The organism is Streptococcus henryi DSM 19005, from assembly GCF_000376985.1.
In the GTDB taxonomy this organism is placed as follows: Bacteria; Bacillota; Bacilli; order Lactobacillales; family Streptococcaceae; genus Streptococcus; species Streptococcus henryi.
The window spans coordinates 128,105-154,262 of record NZ_AQYA01000035.1 but is presented as its reverse complement, the minus strand read 5'-3'; the positions used below and the strand labels follow the sequence as shown (position 1 = coordinate 154,262).

Here is a 26,158-nt window from a genome sequence, read left to right as displayed (position 1 = left end):
ACTTAGAATTTCCAATAATGTTTAAAGTGTTGTTCACATCCATTGTCTTCAAAAATTTTGTAAAATAAATCTCTCATTTCTTTAATGCTTTCAGAATAACTTTGTGCGGATAAGTCATCAATAGAGTGAGAATTAACATTAAATAATTTTAGATATTGTTCATTTCCATGATAGAATTTATCTTGATTTAAATTATTAAATTTCATGTATGTTTCAATAATTCTTCTCATTGAATTTAGCATAGAGTTTTTATGTCCACAATCATAAAGTTCCTTTAATTCGAACCATAGAGCTTCATAACTTGTTTTAAAATCTTCTTTACTTGATGTAATTTTTAAGAATCGATGATTTTCTATACGATAAAAATTATTTTTATCATACTTCGTTCGACCTTTCTTATCTTCAAAATTACCATGGGGTTGAACATTTAGGTAAAAGTGAATATTGTGTGTTAAGACAACAAAAATATCTCTATTACTATCATATTTTTCTCTATCTTTACCTTGGTATAATAATTGCAGTTGCCAAATAATAATATATTGCATCGTGTCATCGTTTGAAGTCATCGGATCATCAAAAACAATTATTTTTGGTTTATCATCTCGTTTCTCTTTTACTTCTTCTAACTTTTCTATAAAATACAAAAATGCAATAATATTTTTCTCTCCTGTAGAAAGTTTTTTTACACTGCGATAGTAATCCCCTTGTTTTACTCTGTAATATCCACTGTTCTCATCCTCGTAAAAATCAAGTTCCCATTGCACTTTTAAACGTAATTTTTCATTTATTCTCTTAATGGCTTGTTCTTCCGCCTTTGGTTTTAGTTTGTCAAGCGAAATCAATAATTCTTCAATCTCATTTTTCACTAACTTCCGTTGAGTCTCAGCCCGATTGAACTCTTTTTCCTTTTCTATTTTTAATTGCCCCAGAGAATTAAGTTTCTCATTTTCGACAGCATAATTCTTCTCATCAAGCAATGTCTTTATTTTATGAAATCTCAGAGTATCTTTTGCTTTTTTCATCTCTGATTCAAGGTTTTCCGTAAATTCATTGTTTTCTTCAATTACTGAATTTAGCTTTTCAAAATCAATATTTTGCGGAAGTGGTAATTCAATTTTCTCACTGACTTTAAAAAGATTTTTTTCTTTTTCATCAAGGACAGAATGTAAACTTTTGAAAAACTCAATTTGTTCTTTAATTATTGATTTAATTGCCTCTATTTCGTTTTCTGCATTTGCCTTAAACTTAGAGTAAAAATCTTCATTTGATAAATTTAGACTATTAAGATAAGAAATATTGTTTTGAAGCATTTCTTTTCCTTTAGTTATTCTATCTTGTAAGATTTTGACCTCATCTGCTGAGAAATATGTCTCCAATTCTTCAAAAATATTATCATCAATCAAGCTTCCACAAAATGCACAAGTGTCGCCTTTTTTATGAATATGATATCCTGATTCAGCAAAATTAATTTTTTCTGGAGAAGTAAATCTATTAATTTTTGTCTTCTCTTCAACTTTACTAACTAAAATCTGATTAACGGAGTCAATATAACTAGAAAATTTAGTTTCTTTTATAGAATAGGTATTTATCTTTTTTTGCGGTGTTGACTTTAAAATCGCCACATTTTTTAGAATGTCTTCTTTTTCTAAGGCTGATGCTTTTGAAAGCTCATTTTTAAAAGAATTTTTGTTATAACTCCGAGGATTATCTACTAACATTGGATTAATCTCTTTAGCAATTACTCTAGCAGAATCTATATAAATTTTATCAATCTTTTTTTCCTGATTCTGGTATTTGTTTTTTGCGTTCTGGAGCTTTGTATATAAATTTTCAGAATCACTCTCTTCAGGTTTTGAAATATCTGCATTAATTATAAAAAGTTCTTTTTCCTTTTCCATCTTCTCTTTTTCAAGCTTTTTAATCTCTTCTTGCTTTTCATTTGCGTTAACTGCTAAAGAAAATGCATCAAAGTGCTCATTTTCACCAATCAAGGACTCAAATCCTTTAAAAACATGGACATCAAACTCAGATTCTTTTTGTTTAAAAATTGCCTGACTTAGAGTTGATTTACCAGAACCATTTCTTGCAAAAATAAAGTTTATATTTTTTAATTCTAATTCTTCACCTAAAAAAAGGGGCGAAACGGCATCTTCAAATTTAATTTCAGTAAGATTAATCGTTGTTTCTGTCATAGTAACTTCCCAAACTTCATAATAGTTATTTCCACATCTCCATTATATCACTAAAACTAACTGAGAATTCCCCTATTTTAACTCTATTTGTTTCCAAGTAATAAACGTTAAAGAGACAACTTTCGTCATCTCTTCGTTTCACTCTTCTAAATCACATTGGTTAATAATTCTTTTTTTAGAATAGCTTTTGTGTTTTATTGCAATCTATCTGACCTCACTCCCCATATTCTTCCAAACACCACTTGGCTATTCCCTCAATCAACTCTAGCGGCAATGGTTTATCATAAGGCAGTTTGACTGTTCCTTTGGAAGTCGGGAAGTCTGCTAGTTCTTCTTCAAAATGGGCAATGGCTTTTTGTCCGATATGGAAGCCGATGTGTTGTTTTTTGGCTGCAAAGTGGAGGATGTTCTTGCCTTTCCAATAGGTTGGCATGGTCCAGGCGATGCGTTCTTCAGCTTCAGGGATGGCTTGACTTATTGCCTTTCGGAGTGCTTGTAGTTCCTCTTGGTGACTTTGTCCTTGAATGTAGTCATCAATGGTTTTGGGGGCTTCACCACAAAAGTGTCCCTGATTTTTTCGTTTAAATTCTCTTTGGCAGTTTGGGCAAATCCACATGAGATGACTCCTTTACATATTGTTTTAACTCTAGAATTTCTTCAACGGTTGGTTGATAACCATCAATCATAGATGAACCCACGGCATACCACACGGTATCGAAGCCCTCAAATCGGTCAAACTTGACTCCCATAATGGTTAATTCTTCTTTATTGACATCAAGCTTCATGCTAAATCTTCCTTATCTCGAAATTCCTATACTAAGATTATACCATTAAAGGCCTGCCTATTTACAGGTGACATTTATACAAATTAAAGGACTACTTGGTTGTTAAGTAGCCCTTTCACATTTATTCATAAAAATCTTTTAAAATCTGTCACTCATTCCTCCAGCTCTGCTATTTCATCATTTACTTGATAGCCTGGATCTGCTCTTTGTCGCTCCAAGCAATGACTCGGATGTTTTCATTACGGGCACCTTTGATGGCTTTGAGTTGGGGTGGGTAGTTTTCGTCATTGACGATGATAATCTTCTGGGGCTCTGCCTTTGTCAGCCGCATGGGACTGAGGTCCTTAAAGATGTAATCGAAGGTTGTGAACCTGTCAAAGGTCAGGTGGTTAACCGTTTGGACCAGTCGTTCTGGCTTGGTCTTGGTTTCGCCGATGATGTAATCGACCTGATAATCGATGCCCGATAGGCCAGTCAGTTTGACATTGGGCGTGCCACCGAAATCGTGCTCGTAGAAATAGTGCTGGACTTCTTCTGTGAAGAGCTTGATGACGTTGCTTCTCTTGGTGTTGATCAAATCGTAGAAACGAATGATGCCCTCTAAGAGTTTATGCTTGCTTTTAGCGAAATTATCGAGGTCTGTATCAAGGTAGATGATATCGTCTAGTAACTTGAGTCCAAATTGTCGTAAAATGCTGGATGACATCTTTTTTCGGGTCTCAACATCCAAATCAAGGCCATAAAGTTCAAGCTCATTTATCGTGTTACCATCATCTGAAAGTCGAATCTTACCACTTTTCAAAACCTCAACGTAGAGACGTATTCTGTCATTGATGTGATTGACAAAAGGAGTTGTTATTTCAGTATAAGTATCAAGGTTCGTATACTCAATGAAAATCAAAAAAAGACTAGGCGATGAAGTCGCAGATAGAACTGAAGTTCATCAAGACGAGACAACGAAGTCTTTTTTTTATTTTCGAAGAGTATTAACAGCAGTATTGTCCTTATACCACTTGGCGTAGTCATCAATTAATTTCAAACCATCCATGTTATCATCTCCTTTCTGTGGTTATAAATATTTAAAAATCACAATAGGATTGATTCTTTATTTTCAAACCTACTGTGATTTATTAATCTAGATTTTTATATTACTCTTTTGTTCCTCAAGCAATTTCGATATGATGGTGAGCAAGTATCATGCTATCTTTAATTTCTTGGTATGGCTCTGCGGTTTCGCTCCAAGGACTTCCTGGTCTATGAGTGATATCAACTAATTGGCTAGCTGTTTTCGAACCAAATTTTTCAATAGTTTCATCTAATGATTGTAAAATTGATTTACTATCATCTGTTTGAAGGAAACGTGCCACAACCATGGGCATAGTGATGTCCTCAAGAACAAGTGTTTTTGTGTCATCAAGTTCAATGTCATCTCGTCCATGTACTTTATAAACGTCATAGACTTCCTTGATTAAAGGACCATACTGCATGGCAATAATCTTCTCATCAAAGAGTGATTTTCCCGTCTTTGATAAGTAATCCGCATAAACTAAGTAAATCATTTTTTGAAGTTTAAGATTTGACATAGGCTTCCAAGAAAGGAGATACTTGGAAATATCAAGGGCTGAGATTTTCTTATCCTTAGAGATGACATCTAAAAATTCTTCAAAGTCTTCGTAAAGGTAAAAATCAGCAAAGAAACTATCCTTCTCCACAACACTTGACCAAGTTTTTGAATCAGTAGAGAGCTTATGAATAGAATAATTTGATTTTCCAAGTCTTGCTTTACTACTGTCATGAAGATGCTTTAAAAAATCTTGACTAATCGTTTCAGCAGCATAATGCCAAGCAATCTGTTTTCCTAACTTATAAGAACTAGCTATAAAAATGATATGTCTAATCATGTCTACTCCTCTCTATGTGTACTATCATCGTACTTGCTTGTCCAAGTCAAGTATTTGCGTTTCTCTTTATGTTTACGATGCGCTTCTTCATTTAAATCAGCATCTAACTTTTTCCAGATTTGAAGTTCCCAAGGGAAAAATTTATTATTTTCGCTTTTAAAATAAAGATGAATTCCCTGATACACTTCATCAGTTCTAACGTAAGGTCGAAAAAGACTTGTTTCTAATCTATCAGAATTTTGTATTTGATTGAGTAATTCTTGGTAATCAAACTCTTGATTAATAATAATTCGAAAACCCAATAAATCATTCATACATTTTTGAAGAGGAATACTAGAATTAGCTTTTCCATGTCTATAATAAGTCAATTTATTTAGTGAAGAACCTCTATTTTTGCCTCTAAATCGTGTGTCCAACAAAGGATTATTCGATTCAAAATCAAGATAAAATATCCATTCAGCGAGAGCTTCAATGTATTCTTCAACAAGCCCAATAAAACTTTCATCATAGGAATCATTGAATACGACACTATCAACTCGAACCTTTTTCAAATTATAAGTTTGTCGATTTTCAAAAAAGTCCGTTGAAAAACGGTTATGAAGACGACCAATTTCATTAATTAAGTGAATTAAATCATAAATCATACTTCACCTTCTTTGTCTTGACTATAGACACGATACTCTTCTAAACTATTATCTAGAATTATAGCACAATTCAATATTAAGTTAAACATCTGAACACTCCTCCATCATTTAGCATGCAGAAAACCTTCCTAAACATATGTTCCTAACTATATTATCCGTAAAAAATAATTATAAATGTTTAACACTTGTTCAAAAAAGCATGACACCCTCAAGGCACCATGCTTTTCAAAAGTTCTAGACTTTTTGTTCTGCTACTATACTAACAAAATTGGGTGTTTTATTCAAAAAATTTAATCATCCAACCCAACCAATTTCCTTTGTTTGCGGTTAGCTTCTTCTGCTACCCATTTTAATACAAGTTTGTTTTCACGGATAGTACCTTCGTTGAACATTTTTGAAACACTTCCATCGTATTTATCGATAGTTGCTTTGGCATCTTCAAATTTAATCATAAAGTTTTTCCTCCAAATCTTCTCGTGTATATTTTTCTGGAAGGACTAGCTCTACACTATTCACGTCAAATTGAACATCTGAAATATTATCCTGATAATCTTTATGAATCAGATGGAGACAAATTTTATCTCCAAATTCTGATTTCAATTCTTGGATATTTAGTCTTGATTTGAAATAGGCATTGATAAAGGTTTCCTTGGGAACATATCTCCCCTGTTTAACTTCTCTTTTCTTGGTAAACTCCCATGCTATCAAAGGGTCTTGGTGAACATAATAGATTGTCACTTGATAGCCCCTCTTTAATGCCCTTTCAACATTCTGACTTGCCTTTCCAATGGCGAAGGTGCCGTCTAGTATAAAGGAATAAGATTTTTTTAATATCTCTGTAAAAGAAAAATCTACAAGATAAGCAGCTCCTCTTTGGAATTGACTGGAATTTTGGCCATTATAATCAGGAAATTTGCTTCTAAAATCATCAGCATCTATTACCACTAAATTAGAAATAACCATGGATAGAGCTTCTGCAACTTCTGTCTTTCCAGCACCTGGACTCCCCGCCATAAAGATAGCATCCTTTATCGGTCTTATATCTTTATCAGCTATCAGTTGATTTAAAAACTCTCTCTTATGCTCTTTGGCGTAAACTAATGACTTATCTTCCATATACACTTCCTCTTTGCCATTATATCACACTTTGATTGTAAACTGGCCTTCTACCCTCTCCCTTTCAGCGGAGCGATTTCTTCTTCAATCAGTTGGGTGTAGTCTTCTTTGAGGGCTTTTTTGTATTTGAGGGGATTGAGGGCTTGGTCGACCTCAGCTTTGTAGTCCTTGTAGCGCTGGCTCTGGGTTAGTTGACTTTCACCGGCCTGCTTCTTGGAACCCTTGCGGTAGTTTTTGACCAGATACATAAGCTCATCCTCACCCACATACCACTTCTTGGCTAAGTCCGAAACCTTGCTTGAAATCACCTGCTCCACCATCAGGTCCAGGCTATTGGTCACTGACTGACCACGGAAATTCTCAGGATCCATTTGGATATTGAGCCAGAGGCTGGAAATGATATCGGCCAGCTTGCTGTTGGTCTTAGCCAGATTTTGGATATAGTCATCGATAGCCTTGATGTCTTTTTGGGAAATAGCAGAGCTGTCACTATCTTCACTTGGAATGAGAGCCTGTATGAGACCTAAAATGTACTCGTAGTTAATCTCATCCAAATGCACCGATTCCAATTCATACATGATATCGATAGGGGGCTCTGGATCGTCAGGGTCATCCTTGCGTCGTCTGATTTCTTCAATGACATTCTGATAAGTGCCCATGTAGGCTTCTAAAAGGTCATCTGACAAGCCCATCTCAGCATAGACTTGGTCTTGGTCATATTCTGAATAGACCTGAATAGAGGCAAATTTCTTATCAAACTCTTGATAGGCCTTAGCAAATTTTTTCAGCAGGGCTGTCGGTGCTTCTTCGATATCAAAGCCATCTGTCATGTCATCCGCAAATTGATTTTGAAGCTGGGCTATTTTTTCATCAAAATGAGCCTTTTCTTCCTGCCAAGTCGGGGCAAGGACCTCGTTTTCTCCGCCATTCGAGTAGAGGCGCAGGGCATTGTCAACGGCATCCTTGAAGGCAGCTGGGCGCTGGAAGGTGACGATGTTGCCAAACTTCTTCTTGTCGTCGAAAATGCGGTTGGTACGGCTGAAGGCTTGAATCAGGTCTTGAGGCTGCATGGGCTTTCTGTCGATGAAGAGGGTGGACAAGCAAGGCGCATCGAAGCCTGTCAGCAGGCGATTGACCACAATGACCAGGTCCAGCTGCTCATCTCGGAAGGCATACTTGTCTTTCTTGCGAGCCAGACGATTGTTAACATCGGTGTTAAAGGAACGAAGGTCAGACAAACTAAAGTGGGTGCCGAATTCCTCATTGTAGTCCTCGATGGAAGCCTTCATCTTGTCTTGGTTGCTGACGGAGGCCTCTTCATTTTCGGTCACTGAGTAGGTGATAGTAAACTTAGGAAAATCAGGCAGAACTTGCTTGACACGCTCTGAAATAATCAGTCTGGTCTCGCCCTTCTTCACGCGCTTGAGCAGGTCATAATACTTCTGCGCCATCGGGATAGACTTGACTGTCAAAATGGCATTGTAGGTTCTACCGACACCGTTGAGAAAGCCGAGTGGACCACGGGACTTGTTGATGATGGCATCCAGAACTTCCAGCATATATTCCTCATCTTCATAGGCCTCATCTGGAATCAAGTCCTCTTCTACATTTGAAAGAATAACATTCTTATAATCAACCTTGAAGCCCAGTACTGCACCATCGTGAATAGCTTCTTTGACTGTGTATTCGTGTAGGCGCTGGCCGTACTGCTGTTCTGTTGTCTGAGCTAGGTCTCCAAGTTGCTGACGCTTGTTTTGGGCGAAGATTGGTGTCCCTGTGAAACCATACCAGAGGGAATTGATGAAGAAGTCGCTCAGTTTACGCTGGGCTTGCGGTGTCACGGCACGGTGACATTCATCCACAACAAAGGCAAGGTTGAGACCCTTGATTTTGGTCTGTTCACGCCCATACTTGCCTTCCTCAAACTTGCGCATCATGGTTGTGATTTTCTGAATAGTCGTTACCACAACAGTTTTATCATCTGAATAGAGGCGCTTAACCAGCTGATGGGTATTGTCAGTCTCATCGATGTCAATAGCATCATTTTCAGCATAAGATAGGAAAGATGAGGTAGTCTGCTGGTCTAGGTCTCGTCTATCCACCACAAAGATGGTTTTCTGAATAGAGGGAATCTGCAAGAGATTTCTGGCTACCTTGTATGAGGTCAGGGTCTTACCTGAACCTGTCGTGTGCCAAACATAACCTGATTTGCGCTGACCGCTGGCTTCCTGCACCGCTTCTATGGCATGAATCTGGTAAGGACGGAGCAAAATGAGGGCTCTCTTGTCGTCATCAATGACAGAATACTGCATAACCATCTGGTGGGCACGCGGAATGGACAAAACTTCATGAGCAAAGTCAAAGAGATTAGTCACTGGTCTGTTGTCCTTATCCACCCACTTGGTTAGGAAGGTGGCATTGATTTTATTTTCCTTGGCAGCTGCGATATAGCGTGTATCTTGCCCGTTGGACACAACAAACATCTGTAGACTGGAGAAGATGCCACGGAACTTACCTTCCTTGTCATACTTAACAATCTGACGAAAAGCATCCATAAAAGGATGTTGATTATTTTTAAGTTCGATTTGAACCAGAGGCAGACCATTGATGAGCAAGGTCACATCTAGTCTGCGGTCCTTATCTACTCCATGCTGCTTATCACGAATAACCTGATTGACCACCTCGTAGCTGGATTTTCCGCCAGCCACATGGTCACGCCAGAGCACTGACAGACGAATCGTACCAAGACTGGCATCCTCACGCTGGACCTGAACCTTGGCTATGCCATTTTCCCCCGAAATCCACTTAGCCGCCTCATAATAATTGACAAAATTAAGCTGATTCTTGATTTGTTCCTTTTCCTGAGCTGTCAGCATGACATCATCAAGGACACTAAGATTATTTTCCTCCAATTTTTGGAAAAAATTGTCCCATAGCTGAGCTTCTGTCTTGATTTCCTGACGGTAAGTCCACTGCCCTTCACCAGTCATCAATTGCTCAATGAGCTGCGCTTCCAGCTCCAATTCACCTGTAATTTTCATAATAGTCTCCGAGAAATGTATTACCCCCATTATATCATATAGATGGCCTGCTAATATAAAAATCACCGATCACAAGATCAATGATTTAGTTAATGTACCAACGGATTAATTTGTTCTAATTCAGATAATGGTAGACCTACTTCTCCAATCCTAATAAGGTTTTAAATTCTATAATTTGAGAAGGGAGGACAGGCTCATTTTCTAGGAAATTAGCCAATTTTTGCGGTTTTCACTAAATATGTCCTTGGATTTCTCCATCTACGTCTTTATCAAAATGCCTTATCTGATTTTGATTTTCTTTAAAAATAAATCCCTGTTTCTTTCTCAATTTATCAGCCAATATAGATAATAAAATAGTGATAGCCATGTCAGGCAGAGTATTTCCGATGACGATATCAACAGTCATCAGCCATCTATAAATAACAAATCCCCAAAGCCAAATAAGAAGATTCTGGAGATTATAAGCATCTTTTTCCTTATTCTTCTTCAAAATAAAGAAATCTGCTATCAGAATTGCCACCATAGGAGCAAAGACAGAACCTATAAAATAGAGAAAGTCAGTCATATCATGCAGAGGCAAAAAGATAGCTCCCAAAATCCCCATGACCGTAACAATTATCGCAAAAGATTTGCCATTAATCTTGTTAGATAAGGTTTTACTGGATATTCCTGCAGAATAGGCATCCAAGAAAGTTGTAGTAACTGTTGAAAATACGATAATCATAAGTCCTGCGGCGCCTAGACCAGCCTTTACCATAATTTGTGCAATGTCAGACTCTGCTGTAAAAAGAGCTGCGCCCATTCCCATGATATACATCCAAGAACTCACTATACCATATGTCACAGCGCTAGCTAGTGTAGCCTTAACAGGTTTCTGCGCTTCTCTTGTATAATCACTTATAAGCGGCAGCCATGAGAGGGGCATAGCAATCGAAAGCTCAACTGCTGCACCAAATGACAAAGCTCCTGTACTTGCTTCGAGCATGTGATTATTTTTAAAAATAAGAAAACTCAATATAAGTGTCAAAATAAACAGCCCAGTCAAGGCTACCATATTCACTCTTGCAATATTTTGAATTCCCATAAAAATCCAAAGGATAATCAAAAAACCAATGAGCAGACACCAAATCCAGTTACCTAGGTCAAAAACATGATTTGCTGCTAAAGCACCATCATAAATCATGATTGCTGTCCAACCAATTAGCTGAAAAATGTTAAGCCCGGTAAATAGCAGAGCTCCTTTACTACCAAAACTCATTTTAGTTGTTTCCATAGCACTTTTTCTCATTTTTCCGCCAATAAGCCCTGCTAAATAAAGCAAGAAGCAACCGATAAAATGGCCCAATAGTATGGCAAGCAAACCTCTTTTGAAACCAAGCGGGGCAAAGTAGGTCCCAGTTACAATTTCAGCTATTGAAACCGCCGCACCAAACCAAATTAAGCTGTTCTCAAAGACTGAGGTTCCTTTATAATTCATCTTATTTTTTCTCCTCTGCGTATTTTCCTTTTATATAAAATGCGTGATTCAGGGGACCAGCCCCATGACCCAAATTAAGTTGTGCAGCCAAGGCATCTGTAATATAGTCTTTTGCCCTTTGAACAGACTCAATAAGCGTAAATCCTTTAGCCAAATTTGAAGCTATAGCACTGGACAAAGTACAGCCAGTCCCATGACTATTAGGATTGTCAATGCGTACGCCTTTTATCCAAACGAGATTTTCATCTGAATAAAGCAAATCATCTGCATCATTGGTACGATGACCTCCTTTTAATAATACTGAACAGTTACACATAGCATTGATCGTTTTCACTGCAGAAATCATATCATTCTTAGAAACTATTTTATGTCCAGAAAGAATTTCTGCTTCTGGAATATTTGGTGTTATCAGTGTTGCAATTGGAAATAATTCTTCCATGAGAGTCTGAACGGCATCATTTTGCATTAAAGGTGATCCTGATGTGGCCACCATGACTGGATCAAGAACCACATTCTTTGCACCATAATATCTCAGTCTCTCCGAAATAATTCTAATCAAGTCAACAGATGAAACCATGCCAATCTTGACTGCATCAGGATAGATGTCTTCAAAAATAGCATCAATTTGTTCTTTTAAAAAGTCTGGACTTGATTCTTGAATAGCAACTACGCCCATTGTATTCTGTGCCGTAAGTGCTGTTACTGCGCTCATTGCATAGACACCATTCATCGTCATTGTTTTCAAGTCTGCCTGTATGACAGCACCGCCACTGCTATCACTGCCTGCAATAGTCAAGGCTGTTTTTATTTTCATCAATCAACTCCTATATTGTTCAATCATTTTCTCAGACAAGTGACGAAGCAAACGGCACTCATTTTCAATATCATGGACTGAAAAGATGGCACTCACCAAAGCGACTCCATCTACTCCAGTTCCAGCAAGTTCTCCTATATTTGATTTACCAATCCCACCTATGGCAACAACAGGAATGTCAACCGCAGAGCAAATATCACTTAGAAGCTCTCTGGTCAGGACACTTGCATCTTTTTTAGTCGAACTGGCAAACATAGCTCCCACCCCAAGATAATCTGCCCCTTTACGAACAGCATTTAAGGCTTCTTCAACTGAATGGACGCTGACACCAACCAACATATCCTTACCAACTTTTTGACGAACTTGTAGGGCGTCCATATCTTCCTGACCAACATGAACACCATCAGCTTGACAAGTTATGGCAATCTCAACATTATCATTGATAAAGAATGGAACATCATATTCTTTACACAAAGTTCGAATCTGCATGGCTTCTTCCAAAAATGCTTCCTCACTCAGCGACTTCTCACGGAGCTGAAGACAGGTTATGCCACCTTTCAAAGCTAATTCTACTTGCTCATACAAAGTTTTATTTCTGGTCCATGTCCTATCAGTAACAGCATAAAGTAAGACAGCATCTTTATCGAATGTCATAGTGTGCTCCCTTCTCAAGCAAGTCTGGTGTCATACGATAGATAGCATCGATGATATAATTTCGATAAGTGGCATTCCCATCCTTATCGGTCAGTCTTTCAAACGCTAGTTGACCAGCGTAGCCCATTGAAACAACTGCAGCCACACTTGCTTCTAAAGGATAATCAGGGTTTGCAGCTACGAAAGCCCCTATTAAGGCTGACAATTGACAACCCGTCCCCGTAACAGAAGACATCATCGGATGCCCATTGCGAATACAATAAGACGTTTGACCATCTGTAACAATATCAATTGCACCTGTTACAACAATGACTGCCCTAACCTTCTCTGCGTATGCCTTTAAAAAAGTAATAGCTTCAGAGAGATTGTCTTCTGTAATCTGGTCTGCAATGTTAGCATCTACTCCTCTTGCTCTTCCCTTGCCAACTGCCAAGGCCTTGATTTCAGATATATTGCCCCGAATAACAGTAACTGTCACTTCTTCTAAAAACTGCTTGACAGTTTCAGTCCTGAATTTCGAAGCACCAACACCTACAGGGTCCAAAACAACTGGGTGATTATTCTTGTTCGATTCCTTTCCTGCTATTAGCATCGAGGCAATAGTCCTACTATTTAGTGTCCCAATGTTAACAACCAAGCCCTGACAAAGACTACTGATCTCTGACACTTCATTCTTATCATCAGCCATAATGGGAGATGCCCCACTGGCAAGTATGATATTGGCACAATCATTGACCGTCACGTAGTTGGTTATATTGTGAATTAAAGGATTTGTCATTCGAACATTTTCAAGCATTTTCTGTAACATGTTTCACTTCCCCTTCTTGACTGAGCGACTCCTGCATACCTTTCAATACATTAGTTTTTTTCAAACTATAAATGACATTTGCGGAAATAATAGCTCCCGCTGTTGTGGAAATTAGGAAAGGTATGATATAAGCGTAAAAAACCAAATCAGCAGACTTCTGCCCCATAAATAAGATAGCAATGGGATAAGCACACAAACCGCCTAAGACAGCAGTTCCAAATACCTCTCCCAGTAAAGTTGCTAAAACGTTCTTGGTCTTACTGTAAACCAGACCACAAAGTAAAGCTCCAAACATACTTCCAGGAAAAGCCATGAAAGTCCCAAGACCTAGAAAATTTCGAATTAAAGATGCAACAAAAGCAGCTCCGATCCCATAACCAGGACCTAAAAGCACTGCACATAAAATGTTGACCATATGCTGAACTGGAGCACATTTACTGCCAAAAACTGGAAATGAAAATAAACTTCCTACAACTGCAAGGGCACAAAAAATAGCAGCCACCGCAATCTTTTTAGTATTTAACTTTGTTTTAGTCATATCAAATTTCTCCTCTAAAATAGCTCATGAATAACTATGAGAACGCAATGTCCCAAGATATAAACAATCTTTTTTATTTTGAATAGTGATGCTCAACGAAAATCAAAAAAGGCTTTTATATTTTCGAAGTGTATCACTTTATTTCAAGGCGGAAGATCTTCGATCAATGTTAATAGGATAGTTAAGTCACTCTCTATTTTTATACTCCGCATCATAATAGACCTCACTTGCTTCTAAACCAAAAACAAAAAACAGGAGAATACCTATTTTTGTGGTATCCTCCTGTCCTAGAGACCTAGTCCATAAAAATAAAACAAGCTATCACGACAAAGAGCCTGATGATAAAGCAAAAAATATTTCTTTATCTAACAGACATTGAAAATGACAAGAAAGTATTGTTTTATTTGTTTAGAGCAAACATTTTCCTACGGCGGCATTATCCACATCAGGTATAAGGGTCGAAGGTGATTCCTTCCTCTCAGCCTGTCAAAACAAGCTCCCCTGTTTATTCAGTTGTATAATCGAATGAAGAGCTTTCAAACAAGGAACGTAAGGCGCAGAGAGTACTGGAGTATGGCAAGCCGATAGTGACGATGTATCAAAGCTAATTCAAATGACTATAATTAAAAACAGAAGACAAACTACTGCTGCCTTCTGTAAAAAATCTTTTCTTATGACTTCCTACGACGGCATTATCCGTATCAGGTTAAGGGTCGAAGTTAGATGACTTCCTCTCAGCCTGCCATTACAAGCTCCCCTGTATTTAATTAAGACATATTATACACTATTTTTGTAAAAATACAATAACTTTTGTAAATCCATTCCATTTAGATTTTTAAAAGCTGGCGGCTTATGTTAAAATAATACACATTACGAAAGGTGAAAGGAGGCAGCTTTGAAAACGATAATCACTATCATTAGAAACATCATAAGCCTCTGTCTTATCTCCTTTTTAATCTTTTTTTGCTGGCAACATGAAGTGAGAATTACTCATTTTGAAGAGGCTTATAAGCCATATAGACCACTTTTTGAACGATTGGCAGAAAAGAACTCTGACTATCAATCTTTAGGTATTTTGGATAAAATTCCTTTACGTCGAGAGGTTCTCAAAGAAAGCAAGTCCCTTTCTGAATTAGGCTGGTCCCAGGAAACTATAGCTACAGCATATATTGACCACTTGCAGATAAAATCACCAGAAAATGGTGGCCTAGACCTTCTGAAAAAAGACTTGAAAGAGACAAGAATAGTTGCTAGCCCTGCTTTTAACAAGCTTTGGATGGCAGAAAAGGGAATTAGCACAGCTCAAGCTAAGCAAAAATTGCATATTCTTTTAAATACGATTGGATTACAATCTGATTTGTCAGGTCAGAAAAGTGAAAACCTGCAATTTCTTAAAAGCTTTGATGATTCTTTATCACCTGACAGTTCTTTCTGGCAGGACCTTGCCTCTTTAGTTCAGTTGGCTTTTCCAGACGACAGTTTGGTTGAAGATAAGACTTTCAACCGTCATATGCATCAGCTCCGCTATATCATCTCTGCTCAACAGGCGACTTGGGTGCGTCAGCATTTTGCCAAGGAAGGGGAAAGTGATGCCCAGGCTCTGGCTTTCTACTTGACTAGACTTTCCGAGGACAGGTATAGTTTAACCGAGTCGGCCCGTTATCACAATAAGGTTGGGATCAGTCGGGATGCAAATGGGGATTTGGTGCCTATTTATGCGGACAACAAGGCCCAAACTAACATTAAGATTCTGGTTAATTTTCATAGTGAGTTTATCTTGTCTGAATCTGGCCACTTTCTTTTTTCTCTGGATACTGAAAATCCTACCACAAACAGTATTGTCAACAGCGCTAGTTTTAATTATGCCAATCAAAATGATGAGCTCCATAGGCAGCTTGATGTTAATACCGCTAAGATTTTTGACCCAGATTTTTTGGTACAGACCCTCAGCAATGGAGACAAGCCATTTGTCGCCCCAGATATCAAGCAACAGAAAGATAAGAAAAATCCTATCTACAGTCGAGATGGAAAATCCACTAAGCAGTTGATTAAGGCAGCTCGCAAAAAGTTTAAAAAACTCTTGAACAAGTATCAGAAGGCTTTGGCTGACACATCTCCTTAATACTCTTAGAAAATCAAAATGATACTTTGTTGACTTCACCTTGCCGTACTTTAGTACTGCCTGCGTCTTGTTGCCTCATCTGATTGTGATTTTCATTGAGTATGAGTTGAAAAACACAAAAAAGCAACATCTCTCATTTTGAAGGATGTTGCTTTTATTTTAATATGACACTACTTAGGCTAGGCCATTCTCATTAACACGGTGCCATTGGTTAATAACATAGCAGAGCTCAGCAAGTTGCATGTAACCATAGCCGTTGATTTCATCACTCTCCTCAGTTGAACCACCAAGGTATCGGGTATAGATGGCAACGAGATAGGGACTTTCTTCAAAAACCATGGCATCCACATTAAGTGCTTCTCGAACATAGCCTGGCTTTTGGACAATACGAAGATTGCTTAGATAAGTTTCATAATATTTTCCAGTGAAAGATTGGTCCATGAAATTGATAATATCTGCATACTTATCCTGATTATTATAGAGGTATTCTAAGACTTGAATATAGTAATCTGTTGTTGTCTTATTATCTTCTTGACGGATAGTTTTAACTTCACCCTTGGATTCTCCATACTTCCCAAACATGGTATAAGCTTTATCCATCCCACCTAGTCTCTCTGCCAAAGCGTAGGCTGGCGTATTTTCAGAGTAAACTAAGGAATACTCTTGCATATCAGGAATTGACATAGCCCCATTAAATTGACCGACATAAGCATCATGTTCAAAACGGTACTCATAGTCTGTTTGAGTGATATCAAAGCGCTCTGTCAAAGATAATTTACCTTCGGCAACCTCATCAACCACTAACATATTGAGAGGCATTTTATAGGTAGAGCCAGCTGTCATAGGCTCTGTATCATTCATCGAAAAGGCATGTCCTGTAGCAGGATTTTTGTAAGAAAAAGCAACCTGAGATGGATCTATCCCAAATTCTGCCATATAAGCCTGAACCGTTTCAACTAAGCTCAGATTAGCGTAATCATAGTAGAGACCTAAAGCTCCCATACGGTCATAGTCCGTGTCCATGACACTCTGTTTGTCAGCATCGGACTTAACCAATTCTTTTTCCGGTTCTTCAACTTCAACACCAACTTCTGCCTGACTAGTCTGCCTTGCTTGTGACGGTTTAGCTTCCAGTGTTTCTGCTTTCTTTAATTCCTGGCTATTTTTAAGAAATAGCAGAGCGGCAACAAAAAGGGCTAACACTGAAGCAGCCGCACCCATACAAACATGTTCTTTCTTTTTCAATCGACTTCTCCTCTTATTACTATTTTATTATATTATTAGAAAATTTCAAGAAAAAGAACTAAATGATACAAAAATGAAAACTACGTCTCCTCCTAGTCATATAAAAAACTCTGCCCGCAAAGACAGAGTTTATAAAATTTTAACTAGTTTAAGCTTTTGCTGCTGCGTAAAGCTCAGCTACTTTAGTCCAATTGATAATTTCAAAGAAGGCTTTGATGTAGTTAGGGCGTACGTTACGGTAGTTGAGGTAGTAAGCGTGTTCCCAAACGTCAAGTGCCAAGATTGGTTGTTTGCCTTCCATGATTGGTGTGTCTTGGTTAGCTGTTGACATCACTTCAAGTTTGCCTTCAGCGTTAACTACAAGCCATGCCCAACCTGAACCGAAGCGAGTTGTTGCTGCTACTGTAAATGCTTCTTGGAAAGCATCGATTGAACCGAAAGCTTCGTTGATAGCTGCAGCTACTTCTTCAGTGATTTCAGTTTTTTCTGGTGAAAGAAGTTCCCAGAAAAGCGCGTGGTTAAGGTGTCCGCCACCGTTGTTGATAAGAGCTTGACGGATGTCAGCTGGAATTTGCTCAACATCTGACAAAAGTGCTACCAAGTCTTCACCGATTTCTGGGTGTTTTTCAAGAGCTGCGTTAGCATTTGCCACGTAAGTTGCGTGGTGTTTGTCATGGTGAAGAGTCATTGTTTCCGCATCGATGTATGGTTCAAGAGCGTCGTATGCATATGGTAGATCTGGTAAAATAATAGCCATTAGAGAAGTCCTCTTTTCTTTTGTTTTTCTTTATTTTACTGGAAAATGGCAGAGCTTTCAACTAATTTGATTGTGGATTTTATAGGGGTAATAGTAGCTAATATAGACTACTTCTGATGACATCTCCTCCAGCTTGCTTGTTTAAAGTCCCCATCATTCATCAGGACTTAATTAGGCTTGCTTCTCATGTGCAATCTTAAGCAGGGCCACATCGAAGAGGTAATCTTTGTCATATGTACCTGTCTTGATGGCGTAGTCTGTCTCAATCAGGGTAGCGACAGCTTTTTTCAAAAATGGTAGAGACAGAGGTCTGGAGTCACGCAGAGAATACTTGACTTGGTAAGGATTAACGCGTCTTCCTAGATAATCAGATAAATCTGTTATGATTTGCTGCTCAGACTTTCCTTGACTGGCCAGGATTTTAACCTGTAAGAAGGTACGGAATTGCCCTAGCATGATAGCGATGAGCTTAATCTCATCTTCACCTTGGAGACGAAGGTCACGAACCAAGTCACGCGCAGTATCAATTTTTCCGGTCAGGATAAACTGAGTCAAGTCAAAAATGTTATCCTGAAGTGTCTTTGGAATAGCTTCATCAATATCTGCCTGATTGATTTGCCCGTCTTTCTTATATGATTTGAGGAAAGCCAAATTCTTCAAAATCTCACTGAAATCAAAATTAGACTTGATTAAAAGGGCATCAAAAATACCAGAGTCAAAGACCAATCCATCCTTATGAGCCAGTTTTTGGAAATAAGTTCTAAGCTCTGCTTCCTTGAGCTCTCCCGCTTCAAAAAGTTTGGCATCGCGCTTAAGGAGTTTAACCAATCGACGTTTGCCATCTAATTTCCCAGGAGCAAAAATGACAAGTCTTGTTGTCTCCAGAGGGTTCTCTAAATAGGCTTCAAAACGCTTAAGCTCTTTCTCATCCAGAAAAGACTTTTTATCAGTGGTAATATCAAGTAGGTTGTCAAAAATAACCACCTTTTCATCCGCAAAAAAGGGCAGGCTTACCAAGTCCATCTCAGCATCCTGATAATTCGTTTCTGACATATCAAAATAGGAATAGGTTAAATCAGCCTTATCAAAACCTATTTTTTCTAATAAACGCTCTTTGAGCTGGCTAAATTGCCCTAAGTCATCTCCTGCCACAACTGTCAAGAGAGGCAAGGTTTCTTTTTTAAAACGATCAATTTTTTCAATTGCTAACATGAACCTATTATATCATGTTTTAAAGGTAGCGTCCCTCAAATCTCACTGTCCTACTTCAAAAATCAGCGCATAAATTCAGTAAAAAAATCCAGCAGATTTCTCCACTGAATTTATAAGGTTTTGTATTATCCAATCACAGAACCATTTGGTACTGATGGGTCAACTGTAAGAACAGTCAATTTACCGTCATGTTCGGCTGATAGAATCATACCTTGACTGACGTATTTTTTCATCATTTTACGTGGTTTGAGGTTGGCAACGATTTGGAGTTTCTTGCCTACCAATTCCTGTTCATTTGGATAGAATTTAGCGATACCTGATAGGATTTGGCGGTCTTCCCCATCACCTGCATCAAGGCGGAAGTTGAGCAACTTGTCAGAACCTTCCACTTTTGAGACTTCCTTAACTTCAGCTACGCGGATTTCTACAGCGTCAAATGTATCGAATTTGATTTCTTCTTTAGAAGATTTGAGCTCCACTTCTTCTGGATTCCACTCTTTTTCCTCAGCAGGTTTGCCTGCATTCATTTGGTCTTGAATGTAGGCAATTTCTTCTTCCATATCAAGACGTGGGAAAATTGGTGTCCCTTTAGCCACAACTTTAACACCTGATGGAAGTCCAGCCAAGCTTAAGTTTTCAAGGTCAAAGCTGGCGCCTAGACCAAGTTGTTCCATGATAGCATTAGAAGTTGTCATCATAAATGGTTGAATGAGGTGAGCAACCACGCGCAAGCTTGCTGCAAGATGAGCCATAACGGCTGCCAAGGCTTCCTTGTCACCCTCTTCTTTTGCAAGTACCCAAGGAGCTGTCTCATCAATATATTTGTTAGTACGTGAAATAATGTTCCAAACCGCTTCAAGGGCGCGTGGGTAGTCAACTGCATCCATATTTTTGTGGTAGGCTGCAAGATTGTCAGCTACTACTGCTGCGAGATCTGCATCAAAGTCAGTCACATTTTCAACATATACTGGAATTTCTCCACCGAAGTACTTGTTAATCATGGCAACCGTACGGTTAAGAAGGTTTCCGAGGTCATTAGCCAATTCATAGTTAATACGAGCCACGTAATCCTCAGGTGTAAAGGTACCGTCTGAACCAACTGGAAGACTGCGCATGAGGTAATAGCGGAGCGGATCAAGTCCAAAACGTTCTACCAACATTTCTGGGTAGATAACATTCCCCTTAGACTTAGACATTTTACCATCTTTCATGACAAACCAACCGTGAGCAATTAGGCGGTTTGGTAATGGCAAGTCAAGAGCCATAAGAATGATTGGCCAGTAGATAGAGTGGAAACGAAGGATATCCTTACCAACCATGTGATTAACTTCAGGATTGACGGTAAAGTCCCAAGTTTTTCCATCCTCATCAGTCCAAGATTTTGTCACTGTTTGCCCCAACCAGAACTTGTCAAAGTTAGCTGTATCTGCTTGACCATAGCCGAGAGCTGTTGCATAGTTGAGCAAAGCGTCAATCCATACGTAAACAACGTGTTTTGGATTTGATTTAACTGGTACACCCCAAGTAAAGGTTGTACGAGATACGGCTAAGTCTTCAAGACCTGGTTCGATGAAGTTTTTAAGCATTTCATTCATACGACCATTAGGGCTGATAAAGTTAGGATTAGCTTTAAAGAAGGCTTCTAAGTGTTTTTGGTACTTGCTGAGTTTGAAGAAATAAGATTCTTCTGAAACCAACTCAACTTCATGTCCTGATGGTGCCACACCACCGATAACATTCCCAGCTTCATCACGGAAGACTTCTGCCAACTGGCTTTCAGTGAAAAATTCCTCATCTGATACTGAGTACCATCCTTGGTATTCACCCAAGTAAATATCACCCTGCGCAAGCAATTTTTCAAAAACATCAGCAACTACTGACTCATGGTAATCATCAGTTGTGCGGATAAATTTATCGTAGCTGATGTCCAAAAGTTGCCAAAGTTCTTTAACACCTTTAGCCATGCCATCAACGTACTCTTGAGGTGTAATGCCAGCTTCTTCAGCCTTGGTCTGAATCTTTTGACCGTGCTCATCAAGACCAGTCAAGTAGAAAACCTCCTTGTTCATGAGGCGTTTGTAGCGAGCCAAAACATCACAAGCGATGGTTGTGTAGGCAGAACCGATGTGAAGTTTACCAGATGGGTAATAAATCGGTGTTGTAATGTAGAATGAATTATTTTCAGTCATTAATTGATATTCCTTTCCGCGCTAATGAAACGCGTTTATAGTAACACTTAATTATAACATAAAAAGCCGTTACACTGCATGTTTTTTCAAGTCTTAGTTCAAGTCTTTAAACCTCAGGAAGTCTAAAAACTAAAGACTGTTCCTATACTCTTTTCTAAGCTCTGCTATCAAAAAAGGGCATCTCCAAATTGGATGATGCGCTCGTCATTTTATTTTAAGCTTTTAAAATGTATTAAGCTTGGTCAAAATCATAGTCTTCTCTCAAAAGTGCTTTGAGGTATACAAGAGGAATTAACATGCCTGCTAGTGCCCATTCACCAAAGTGGAGTGAAAGAGTTGTTGAACAGAAGACACCTAGAACAAAGGAAATGAGAACAAGGAAAGTATTGCGGCCGATTGACTGGAGTTCTCTATTTTTCTCAACATATCCCTTAGTTAAAAGATAGGCTGCGTTTTTAACATTACCTGTCATCATAACACTGGCATAGTTAGCCCCACGCAATGTTTTAAAAGTATCCACCTGAACAGATGCAAAGAAAGCTAAACAAATAATGGTGTAATAATCAGGCACAAATGGTGTAATAATTACTGCAACTGTAGCTACTCCCAAAAGTACGCGACTGGCAATGCGATACCAGTGATAATTGTGCTTATTAGACCAAACATGTGTTAAATAAGTAAAAGATTGACCTAACATGAAGACAATAATAGGAAGAAGGAAATCAAATGAACGGCTCCAATCTCCTTTAGCCAGATTAATCCCAAAACAAAGAAGATTCCCTGTTTGAACACCTGCAAAACGCTCTCTTTGAGTGACATAGGTAAAGGCATTAACATAGCCACTGATAAATGTAAGGGTCACAGCACAGCGAATCCCTTCATAAATTGCATAATTTCTTTTTCTTCTTTTTCTCTTAGACATGTTTTCTTTACCCTTCCTACCTTATTTAAAAACGACGAAAAACTGGGGTAACCAGTTCTTTTTATATTATTTTTAATCAGCTTTTTAGACTGAAAATACGAGTTAATTTCATGAAAACAAATTTCAAGAATCAAACAAATTTATCTTATCACAGATTATTGATATGTCAAGGGTTGTCAAGCGTTTTCGGTGTCAAAAATTTTACTAGGTTAAAAAAATATTACATTTTATTGAAAAACAAATATTTTTCTACGATAAAAAAACCAGAGAGATTTCCCTCAAAGCGGAAATCTTTCTGGTTTAAGTAATAGTTTTAAATTAATCTCAAATACACTGGGTAAGAAGTTAAATTTCTAGTCTCCACTTGTAATTTCAAAGTGGCTTAGGTAATTGTCGTCTTCAAGTTGCCCTTTGAAGCTATCTCCCACAGCAAGGAAAGGAAGTTTATCACTTGTGTCAGCTGTAGCTTTCACCTTATAAATTTCACCTGATGATGAAATATAGTAGACAGTAGAGCCTGAAATCATCTGACTAGCCAATTGATCAACTGTTCCTGAAATCTCAACAATCTTCTTCGCATCCTTTCCAGAGAGTGCACCAGAAGCATCTGAAAGAACTGAGGTGTCTGAGTCAGTGAATTGAGAAATCAATCTTTCCAAATTATTATCAACAGTCACCTGTTGGTAGTCCTCTGCATCAACGATTGCATATGATTTAATCAATCCAGCATCATCCTTGAGAGAAATCAAATAGTAGGCTTTGCCTTTTAGCTTAACCAAAGTAGGTGCTGTGGCTTGATAACCTTTTTCTTGCACTTCTCCTTCTGCTGAAGCCTGTGCCGCACTCTCAGTTGCAGATGCCACTTTATAATTGGTAACTTCACGCGTACGCATATTGACCAAGATAAAGCCAAGGTTTGACGAATCTGCCGTTGCAGAGGTAATACCTGTGTAGAGATAAATATCAGAATCAATAGCAATGTAGTTGTAGCTATCTGTTGTTTGTTTAACACCCGTTTGACTAAAAACAGTGTTCCAGAAACCTTTTTGATAAGTGTAATAATCGTCTACACGAGTCAAAACATTGTTGGCTGAGAAGACGCGGTCTACCCAATCTGGTACCTTATCTAGGTTATAAAGCTTACTTTCACCTGTTGCAGCATTTAACAAGATAGCACCAACTGGGTCTTTAGAAGTCAAGAAAAACTTAGGTTTATAAACTGTTGCAACATAATATGGATTGCCATCATCATCAACTTCAAAAGATGGATCTCCAAAAATAGTGGTTGGGTATTTTAAGCGTAAATAGCGGAGCGTATCTCTGAAAGCATACTCTGAATCAGAATACTTCATCGGTTTACTTAATTTAACCAACTCAGCCTTACCTGTCGTCTGATTAACCTTGACATAGTAATCAATACCATCTTTGCGGTTTGACAGCCATTTCCAAAAATTCTTATATTCTAAAGGAGAAACGCGATAAGGTTGTTGACCGATTGTAACCTGACGGTAGTCATCAGAAATACCAAACTGAGAAACCTTGTCTATTGTGCCGAGATAGGTATCCCCAATCTTTTTGGCAGATGCTCGGTCGAGCAGCGCTAGCGCAGAAATATCCGTTGTCGGAAAATCTTTAGAAAAATCAGCTTCTTTTACTGTGATGACATTAGCGTAGCTTTTGGCCCTAAATAATCGTGAATTGAAAACATTTAATCCAATAAGTAGCACCACTATCAGAGCAATTGCTGAAAGGATTGCTTTGACTGGTTTGTCGTACTTAGTCGTATGCACGGTCACATCTTTGCGAACACGGTTGCCTGGAAAGCCTTGGCCTTGCGATGTTCCAAAGGAATCATTTAAAGCTAAGACAAAGAATACTAGAAGAGCAAAAACTAGTCCTTCAATAACAAACATCCAAAAACCACTATCTAAGGGATTGATAGCTGGCAAAAAGAGCCAATAACTGATTGCCATTGCTAAAATCCAAAGCAGAATTAAAACATTAGACAAAATCTTTTTCATTGCAAAATCTCCTTATCATTTTGTACCTCTATTATAACACAGCAGATCAAAACCAAAGAAAAAGAAAGTGTAGTAGCATCCTAGCAAACTTTCTAAGAATTTTCTAACACTTCTTGTCATGATGTTACTTTCGTGATATAATTCAAGAAGATTTGTGATGAAGAAGGTAACCAATGAAACATTCTGAGCTCATCGTTATGCTCACTTATAATGATTGTACAGTGGAAAATGCTGCGCGGATTTTTGAGCAGTGTAAAGAGTCAAAAGCTAAATTTTGGGGCTTTAAGGAGAAGTCTCTGCCACCTGCAGAGATGAAAGAACTCTTCAAATTGATGAAGTCCTGTGGAAAAACAACCTTCCTAGAAGTCGTTGAATACGATGAAAAGGCTGGTTTAGAGGGAGCTAAACTAGCACTTGAATGCGGCTGTGACATCCTTATGGGAACTGTTTTTTATGATTCTATCAATGATTTTTGTCAGAAAAACAAGCTCAAGTATATGCCTTTTGTCGGAAAAATTTCTGAACGTCCATCCATTTTGGAGGGAGAAATCCCAGAAATAATTGCACAAGCTCAGTCTTATATTGATAAAGGAGTTTTTGGGTGTGACCTGCTTGCATATCGTTATACTCAAGATGCTCCTACTCTCATCAAAGAATTTCTTAATCAGATAAAGGAGCCTGTTTGCATAGCTGGTAGTATCGATTCTTATCAAAAACTTGACCAAGTTAAGGAAGCTCAGCCCTGGGCATTCACCATCGGCAGTGCCTTTTTTGATAGGGCCTTTGGCCAAGATTTTCATCAGCAAATCAACACCGTCTGTGAATATATGAACTAAAAATAAAAGACTCGAACACTGATTTTTCAGGGCTCGAGTCTTATTTTTATGCTCTAATCAAATCTGCTGGTATGAGACTGTAGTCAAACATGACTTCAGAGTGATTGTTGAGGATTAAAACCTCCTCTAAAATATCATTAGTCTTGCGATCGCGTTTGACACGGTAGATTTTAGAATGACGGTAGAACTTTTCCCCCTCTTTTTTGAAGTGATGATCTTTTTCAATTAATTCGTATGTCCAAGGAAACTCTTTTTCACTTCTCAATTGGGCGTAAAGAATTTCATTTTCTACCCAAAGGAGAATCTGAACTTTTTGGTCCGTATTGTTTTTAAAACGGTAATCAATATTATTATAAGCTACCGATGTTCCATTGCTGAGCGGAATACGCTTGTCACCATCTGGTGCTAGCGCATCTGAATGCGTGTGGAATTCTGTGATATCCATAGGACTGTGGACAATAAGCCAGTTGATGGTATTGGCCAGGTTGCAGAGACCACCTCCTAAACCGGGTTCAATCTGGTCGCCCATGATGACACGGCCATCCAGATAACCTTTACGTTTGGTAATTTTACCCACTAATTTCCAGAAAGAGAATTCCTCACCGGGATGAATGATGAGATTCGTCATCTTACTTGAGGCAATTTCGATGTTGATTGCTTTATTTTTTTGAAGAGTTACATCGATTCCTGGACCACGTTTAATTAAACCTGATTCATGACTAGAGACCAGATTATCCAAAGTCTCTTTCTCAAAAGTCTTAGCAAATTCTTTTTTTGCTCTAAAATCTTGCAAGTGTCTCTTGATGATTTCTTTCTGCATTGAAATTGCATATGTCGTTGGGCTAATTTCACAAAAGAGCAAGTCCTTATTCCAAAATACCATC

Annotated in this window: 23 protein-coding genes and 2 riboswitches; of the genes, 2 read left to right on the top strand and 21 right to left on the bottom strand. The window is 38.3% G+C overall.

All coding sequences use genetic code 11. The annotated features are described in order from the left end of the window. Positions 1-2: 2 nt before the first annotated feature. From F601_RS0108590 to thiW, 14 genes are all read right to left on the bottom strand, one after another. Entirely contained in the window at positions 3-2,192 is a 2,190-nt protein-coding gene (locus F601_RS0108590; protein WP_018165271.1) for an AAA family ATPase, read from the bottom strand. 214 nt (positions 2,193-2,406) lie between these two features. Beyond that, positions 2,407-2,808, bottom strand: coding sequence for an iron chaperone (locus tag F601_RS0108585; RefSeq protein WP_018165270.1), 402 nt, complete (start codon positions 2,806-2,808; stop codon positions 2,407-2,409). Beyond that, on the bottom strand, positions 2,774-2,977 hold the full coding sequence (locus tag F601_RS0108580) for a hypothetical protein (protein WP_018165269.1): 204 nt from the start codon (positions 2,975-2,977) through the stop codon (positions 2,774-2,776). The genes F601_RS0108585 and F601_RS0108580 overlap by 35 nt, the downstream gene beginning before the upstream one ends. A gap of 181 nt (positions 2,978-3,158) precedes the next feature. Then, entirely contained in the window at positions 3,159-3,878 is a 720-nt protein-coding gene (locus tag F601_RS0108575) for a DUF1828 domain-containing protein (RefSeq protein ID WP_026183163.1), read from the bottom strand. A 262-nt stretch (positions 3,879-4,140) separates the two neighbouring features. Continuing rightward, positions 4,141-4,878 carry a Panacea domain-containing protein gene (locus tag F601_RS0108570; RefSeq protein ID WP_018165267.1) on the bottom strand — a complete coding sequence of 246 codons (738 nt, stop codon included), beginning with the start codon at positions 4,876-4,878 and terminating at the stop codon, positions 4,141-4,143. Positions 4,879-4,880: 2 nt separating this feature from the next. After that, positions 4,881-5,522 (bottom strand): nucleotidyltransferase family protein, encoded by a 642-nt coding sequence (locus F601_RS12705; RefSeq protein WP_018165266.1) that lies wholly within the window; start codon positions 5,520-5,522, stop codon positions 4,881-4,883. A 290-nt stretch (positions 5,523-5,812) separates the two neighbouring features. Further along, positions 5,813-5,974, bottom strand: coding sequence for a hypothetical protein (locus F601_RS13115; protein WP_018165264.1), 162 nt, complete (start codon positions 5,972-5,974; stop codon positions 5,813-5,815). After that, positions 5,967-6,638 (bottom strand): zeta toxin family protein, encoded by a 672-nt coding sequence (locus F601_RS0108550; protein WP_018165263.1) that lies wholly within the window; start codon positions 6,636-6,638, stop codon positions 5,967-5,969. Before F601_RS0108550 ends, F601_RS13115 begins: the two co-directional genes overlap by 8 nt. Positions 6,639-6,688: 50 nt before the next feature. Further along, the gene (locus F601_RS0108545) at positions 6,689-9,679 is read right to left on the bottom strand and encodes a type I restriction endonuclease subunit R (protein ID WP_018165262.1); all 2,991 of its coding nucleotides are present in this window, start codon (positions 9,677-9,679) and stop codon (positions 6,689-6,691) included. Between the two features lie 232 nt (positions 9,680-9,911). After that, on the bottom strand, positions 9,912-11,156 hold the full coding sequence (gene cytX / locus F601_RS0108540; protein ID WP_018165261.1) for a putative hydroxymethylpyrimidine transporter CytX: 1,245 nt from the start codon (positions 11,154-11,156) through the stop codon (positions 9,912-9,914). A gap of 1 nt (position 11,157) precedes the next feature. Continuing rightward, positions 11,158-11,970: a bifunctional hydroxymethylpyrimidine kinase/phosphomethylpyrimidine kinase gene (gene thiD, locus F601_RS0108535; protein ID WP_018165260.1), complete on the bottom strand. Its 813-nt coding sequence runs from the start codon at positions 11,968-11,970 to the stop codon at positions 11,158-11,160. Positions 11,971-11,973: 3 nt separating this feature from the next. Next, the gene (gene thiE / locus F601_RS0108530) at positions 11,974-12,624 is read right to left on the bottom strand and encodes a thiamine phosphate synthase (RefSeq protein WP_018165259.1); all 651 of its coding nucleotides are present in this window, start codon (positions 12,622-12,624) and stop codon (positions 11,974-11,976) included. Further along, positions 12,611-13,432: a hydroxyethylthiazole kinase gene (gene thiM / locus F601_RS0108525; RefSeq protein WP_018165258.1), complete on the bottom strand. Its 822-nt coding sequence runs from the start codon at positions 13,430-13,432 to the stop codon at positions 12,611-12,613. The genes thiE and thiM overlap by 14 nt, the downstream gene beginning before the upstream one ends. Next, positions 13,413-13,970, bottom strand: a complete 558-nt coding sequence (gene thiW / locus F601_RS0108520) for an energy coupling factor transporter S component ThiW (protein WP_018165257.1) — start codon at positions 13,968-13,970, stop codon at positions 13,413-13,415. The genes thiM and thiW overlap by 20 nt, the downstream gene beginning before the upstream one ends. Positions 13,971-14,372: 402 nt before the next feature. Further along, positions 14,373-14,483, bottom strand: a riboswitch (TPP riboswitch). Positions 14,484-14,631: 148 nt separating this feature from the next. After that, a riboswitch (TPP riboswitch) is annotated at positions 14,632-14,739 on the bottom strand. 210 nt (positions 14,740-14,949) lie between these two features. Between thiW and F601_RS0108515 the strand changes: the two genes are divergently transcribed. Then, positions 14,950-16,092 carry a DUF3114 domain-containing protein gene (locus F601_RS0108515; protein ID WP_162138189.1) on the top strand — a complete coding sequence of 381 codons (1,143 nt, stop codon included), beginning with the start codon at positions 14,950-14,952 and terminating at the stop codon, positions 16,090-16,092. A 174-nt stretch (positions 16,093-16,266) separates the two neighbouring features. Here the strand turns inward: F601_RS0108515 and F601_RS0108510 are convergent, their stop codons facing one another. The 6 genes from F601_RS0108510 to F601_RS0108485 all read right to left on the bottom strand — a co-directional run bounded on the left by F601_RS0108510 (position 16,267) and on the right by F601_RS0108485 (position 24,438). Beyond that, positions 16,267-17,337 carry a serine hydrolase gene (locus F601_RS0108510; protein ID WP_026183161.1) on the bottom strand — a complete coding sequence of 357 codons (1,071 nt, stop codon included), beginning with the start codon at positions 17,335-17,337 and terminating at the stop codon, positions 16,267-16,269. Between the two features lie 148 nt (positions 17,338-17,485). Beyond that, positions 17,486-18,094 (bottom strand): superoxide dismutase SodA, encoded by a 609-nt coding sequence (gene sodA / locus F601_RS0108505; protein ID WP_018165254.1) that lies wholly within the window; start codon positions 18,092-18,094, stop codon positions 17,486-17,488. Positions 18,095-18,265: 171 nt separating this feature from the next. After that, positions 18,266-19,306 carry a DNA polymerase III subunit delta gene (holA, locus tag F601_RS0108500; protein WP_018165253.1) on the bottom strand — a complete coding sequence of 347 codons (1,041 nt, stop codon included), beginning with the start codon at positions 19,304-19,306 and terminating at the stop codon, positions 18,266-18,268. 125 nt (positions 19,307-19,431) lie between these two features. Next, positions 19,432-21,495: a methionine--tRNA ligase gene (gene metG, locus F601_RS0108495; RefSeq protein WP_018165252.1), complete on the bottom strand. Its 2,064-nt coding sequence runs from the start codon at positions 21,493-21,495 to the stop codon at positions 19,432-19,434. Between the two features lie 232 nt (positions 21,496-21,727). After that, entirely contained in the window at positions 21,728-22,417 is a 690-nt protein-coding gene (locus F601_RS0108490) for a YoaK family protein (RefSeq protein ID WP_018165251.1), read from the bottom strand. A gap of 353 nt (positions 22,418-22,770) precedes the next feature. Then, positions 22,771-24,438 (bottom strand): hypothetical protein, encoded by a 1,668-nt coding sequence (locus F601_RS0108485; protein ID WP_018165250.1) that lies wholly within the window; start codon positions 24,436-24,438, stop codon positions 22,771-22,773. 173 nt (positions 24,439-24,611) lie between these two features. Between F601_RS0108485 and F601_RS0108480 the strand changes: the two genes are divergently transcribed. Beyond that, positions 24,612-25,274, top strand: a complete 663-nt coding sequence (locus tag F601_RS0108480) for a hypothetical protein (protein ID WP_018165249.1) — start codon at positions 24,612-24,614, stop codon at positions 25,272-25,274. A 46-nt stretch (positions 25,275-25,320) separates the two neighbouring features. On the opposite strand, the gene F601_RS0108475 is transcribed toward F601_RS0108480, so the two are convergent. Next, on the bottom strand, positions 25,321-26,157 hold the full coding sequence (locus F601_RS0108475) for a VanW family protein (protein WP_018165248.1): 837 nt from the start codon (positions 26,155-26,157) through the stop codon (positions 25,321-25,323). Position 26,158 lies beyond the last annotated feature (1 nt).

What these genes read in the sequence shown, in the direction of transcription:
- F601_RS0108590 (WP_018165271.1), bottom strand. Translation starts at nt 2,192, where the DNA reads ATGACAGAAACAACGATTAATCTTACTGAAATTAAATTTGAAGATGCC.
- F601_RS0108585 (WP_018165270.1), bottom strand. Translation starts at nt 2,808, where the DNA reads ATGTGGATTTGCCCAAACTGCCAAAGAGAATTTAAACGAAAAAATCAG.
- F601_RS0108580 (WP_018165269.1), bottom strand. Translation starts at nt 2,977, where the DNA reads ATGAAGCTTGATGTCAATAAAGAAGAATTAACCATTATGGGAGTCAAG.
- F601_RS0108570 (WP_018165267.1), bottom strand. Translation starts at nt 4,878, where the DNA reads ATGATTAGACATATCATTTTTATAGCTAGTTCTTATAAGTTAGGAAAA.
- F601_RS12705 (WP_018165266.1), bottom strand. Translation starts at nt 5,522, where the DNA reads ATGATTTATGATTTAATTCACTTAATTAATGAAATTGGTCGTCTTCAT.
- F601_RS13115 (WP_018165264.1), bottom strand. Translation starts at nt 5,974, where the DNA reads ATGATTAAATTTGAAGATGCCAAAGCAACTATCGATAAATACGATGGA.
- F601_RS0108550 (WP_018165263.1), bottom strand. Translation starts at nt 6,638, where the DNA reads ATGGAAGATAAGTCATTAGTTTACGCCAAAGAGCATAAGAGAGAGTTT.
- F601_RS0108545 (WP_018165262.1), bottom strand. Translation starts at nt 9,679, where the DNA reads ATGAAAATTACAGGTGAATTGGAGCTGGAAGCGCAGCTCATTGAGCAA.
- cytX (WP_018165261.1), bottom strand. Translation starts at nt 11,156, where the DNA reads ATGAATTATAAAGGAACCTCAGTCTTTGAGAACAGCTTAATTTGGTTT.
- thiD (WP_018165260.1), bottom strand. Translation starts at nt 11,970, where the DNA reads ATGAAAATAAAAACAGCCTTGACTATTGCAGGCAGTGATAGCAGTGGC.
- thiE (WP_018165259.1), bottom strand. Translation starts at nt 12,624, where the DNA reads ATGACATTCGATAAAGATGCTGTCTTACTTTATGCTGTTACTGATAGG.
- thiM (WP_018165258.1), bottom strand. Translation starts at nt 13,432, where the DNA reads ATGTTACAGAAAATGCTTGAAAATGTTCGAATGACAAATCCTTTAATT.
- thiW (WP_018165257.1), bottom strand. Translation starts at nt 13,970, where the DNA reads ATGACTAAAACAAAGTTAAATACTAAAAAGATTGCGGTGGCTGCTATT.
- sodA (WP_018165254.1), bottom strand. Translation starts at nt 18,094, where the DNA reads ATGGCTATTATTTTACCAGATCTACCATATGCATACGACGCTCTTGAA.
- holA (WP_018165253.1), bottom strand. Translation starts at nt 19,306, where the DNA reads ATGTTAGCAATTGAAAAAATTGATCGTTTTAAAAAAGAAACCTTGCCT.
- metG (WP_018165252.1), bottom strand. Translation starts at nt 21,495, where the DNA reads ATGACTGAAAATAATTCATTCTACATTACAACACCGATTTATTACCCA.
- F601_RS0108490 (WP_018165251.1), bottom strand. Translation starts at nt 22,417, where the DNA reads ATGTCTAAGAGAAAAAGAAGAAAAAGAAATTATGCAATTTATGAAGGG.
- F601_RS0108485 (WP_018165250.1), bottom strand. Translation starts at nt 24,438, where the DNA reads ATGAAAAAGATTTTGTCTAATGTTTTAATTCTGCTTTGGATTTTAGCA.
- F601_RS0108480 (WP_018165249.1), top strand. Translation starts at nt 24,612, where the DNA reads ATGAAACATTCTGAGCTCATCGTTATGCTCACTTATAATGATTGTACA.
- F601_RS0108475 (WP_018165248.1), bottom strand. Translation starts at nt 26,157, where the DNA reads ATGGTATTTTGGAATAAGGACTTGCTCTTTTGTGAAATTAGCCCAACG.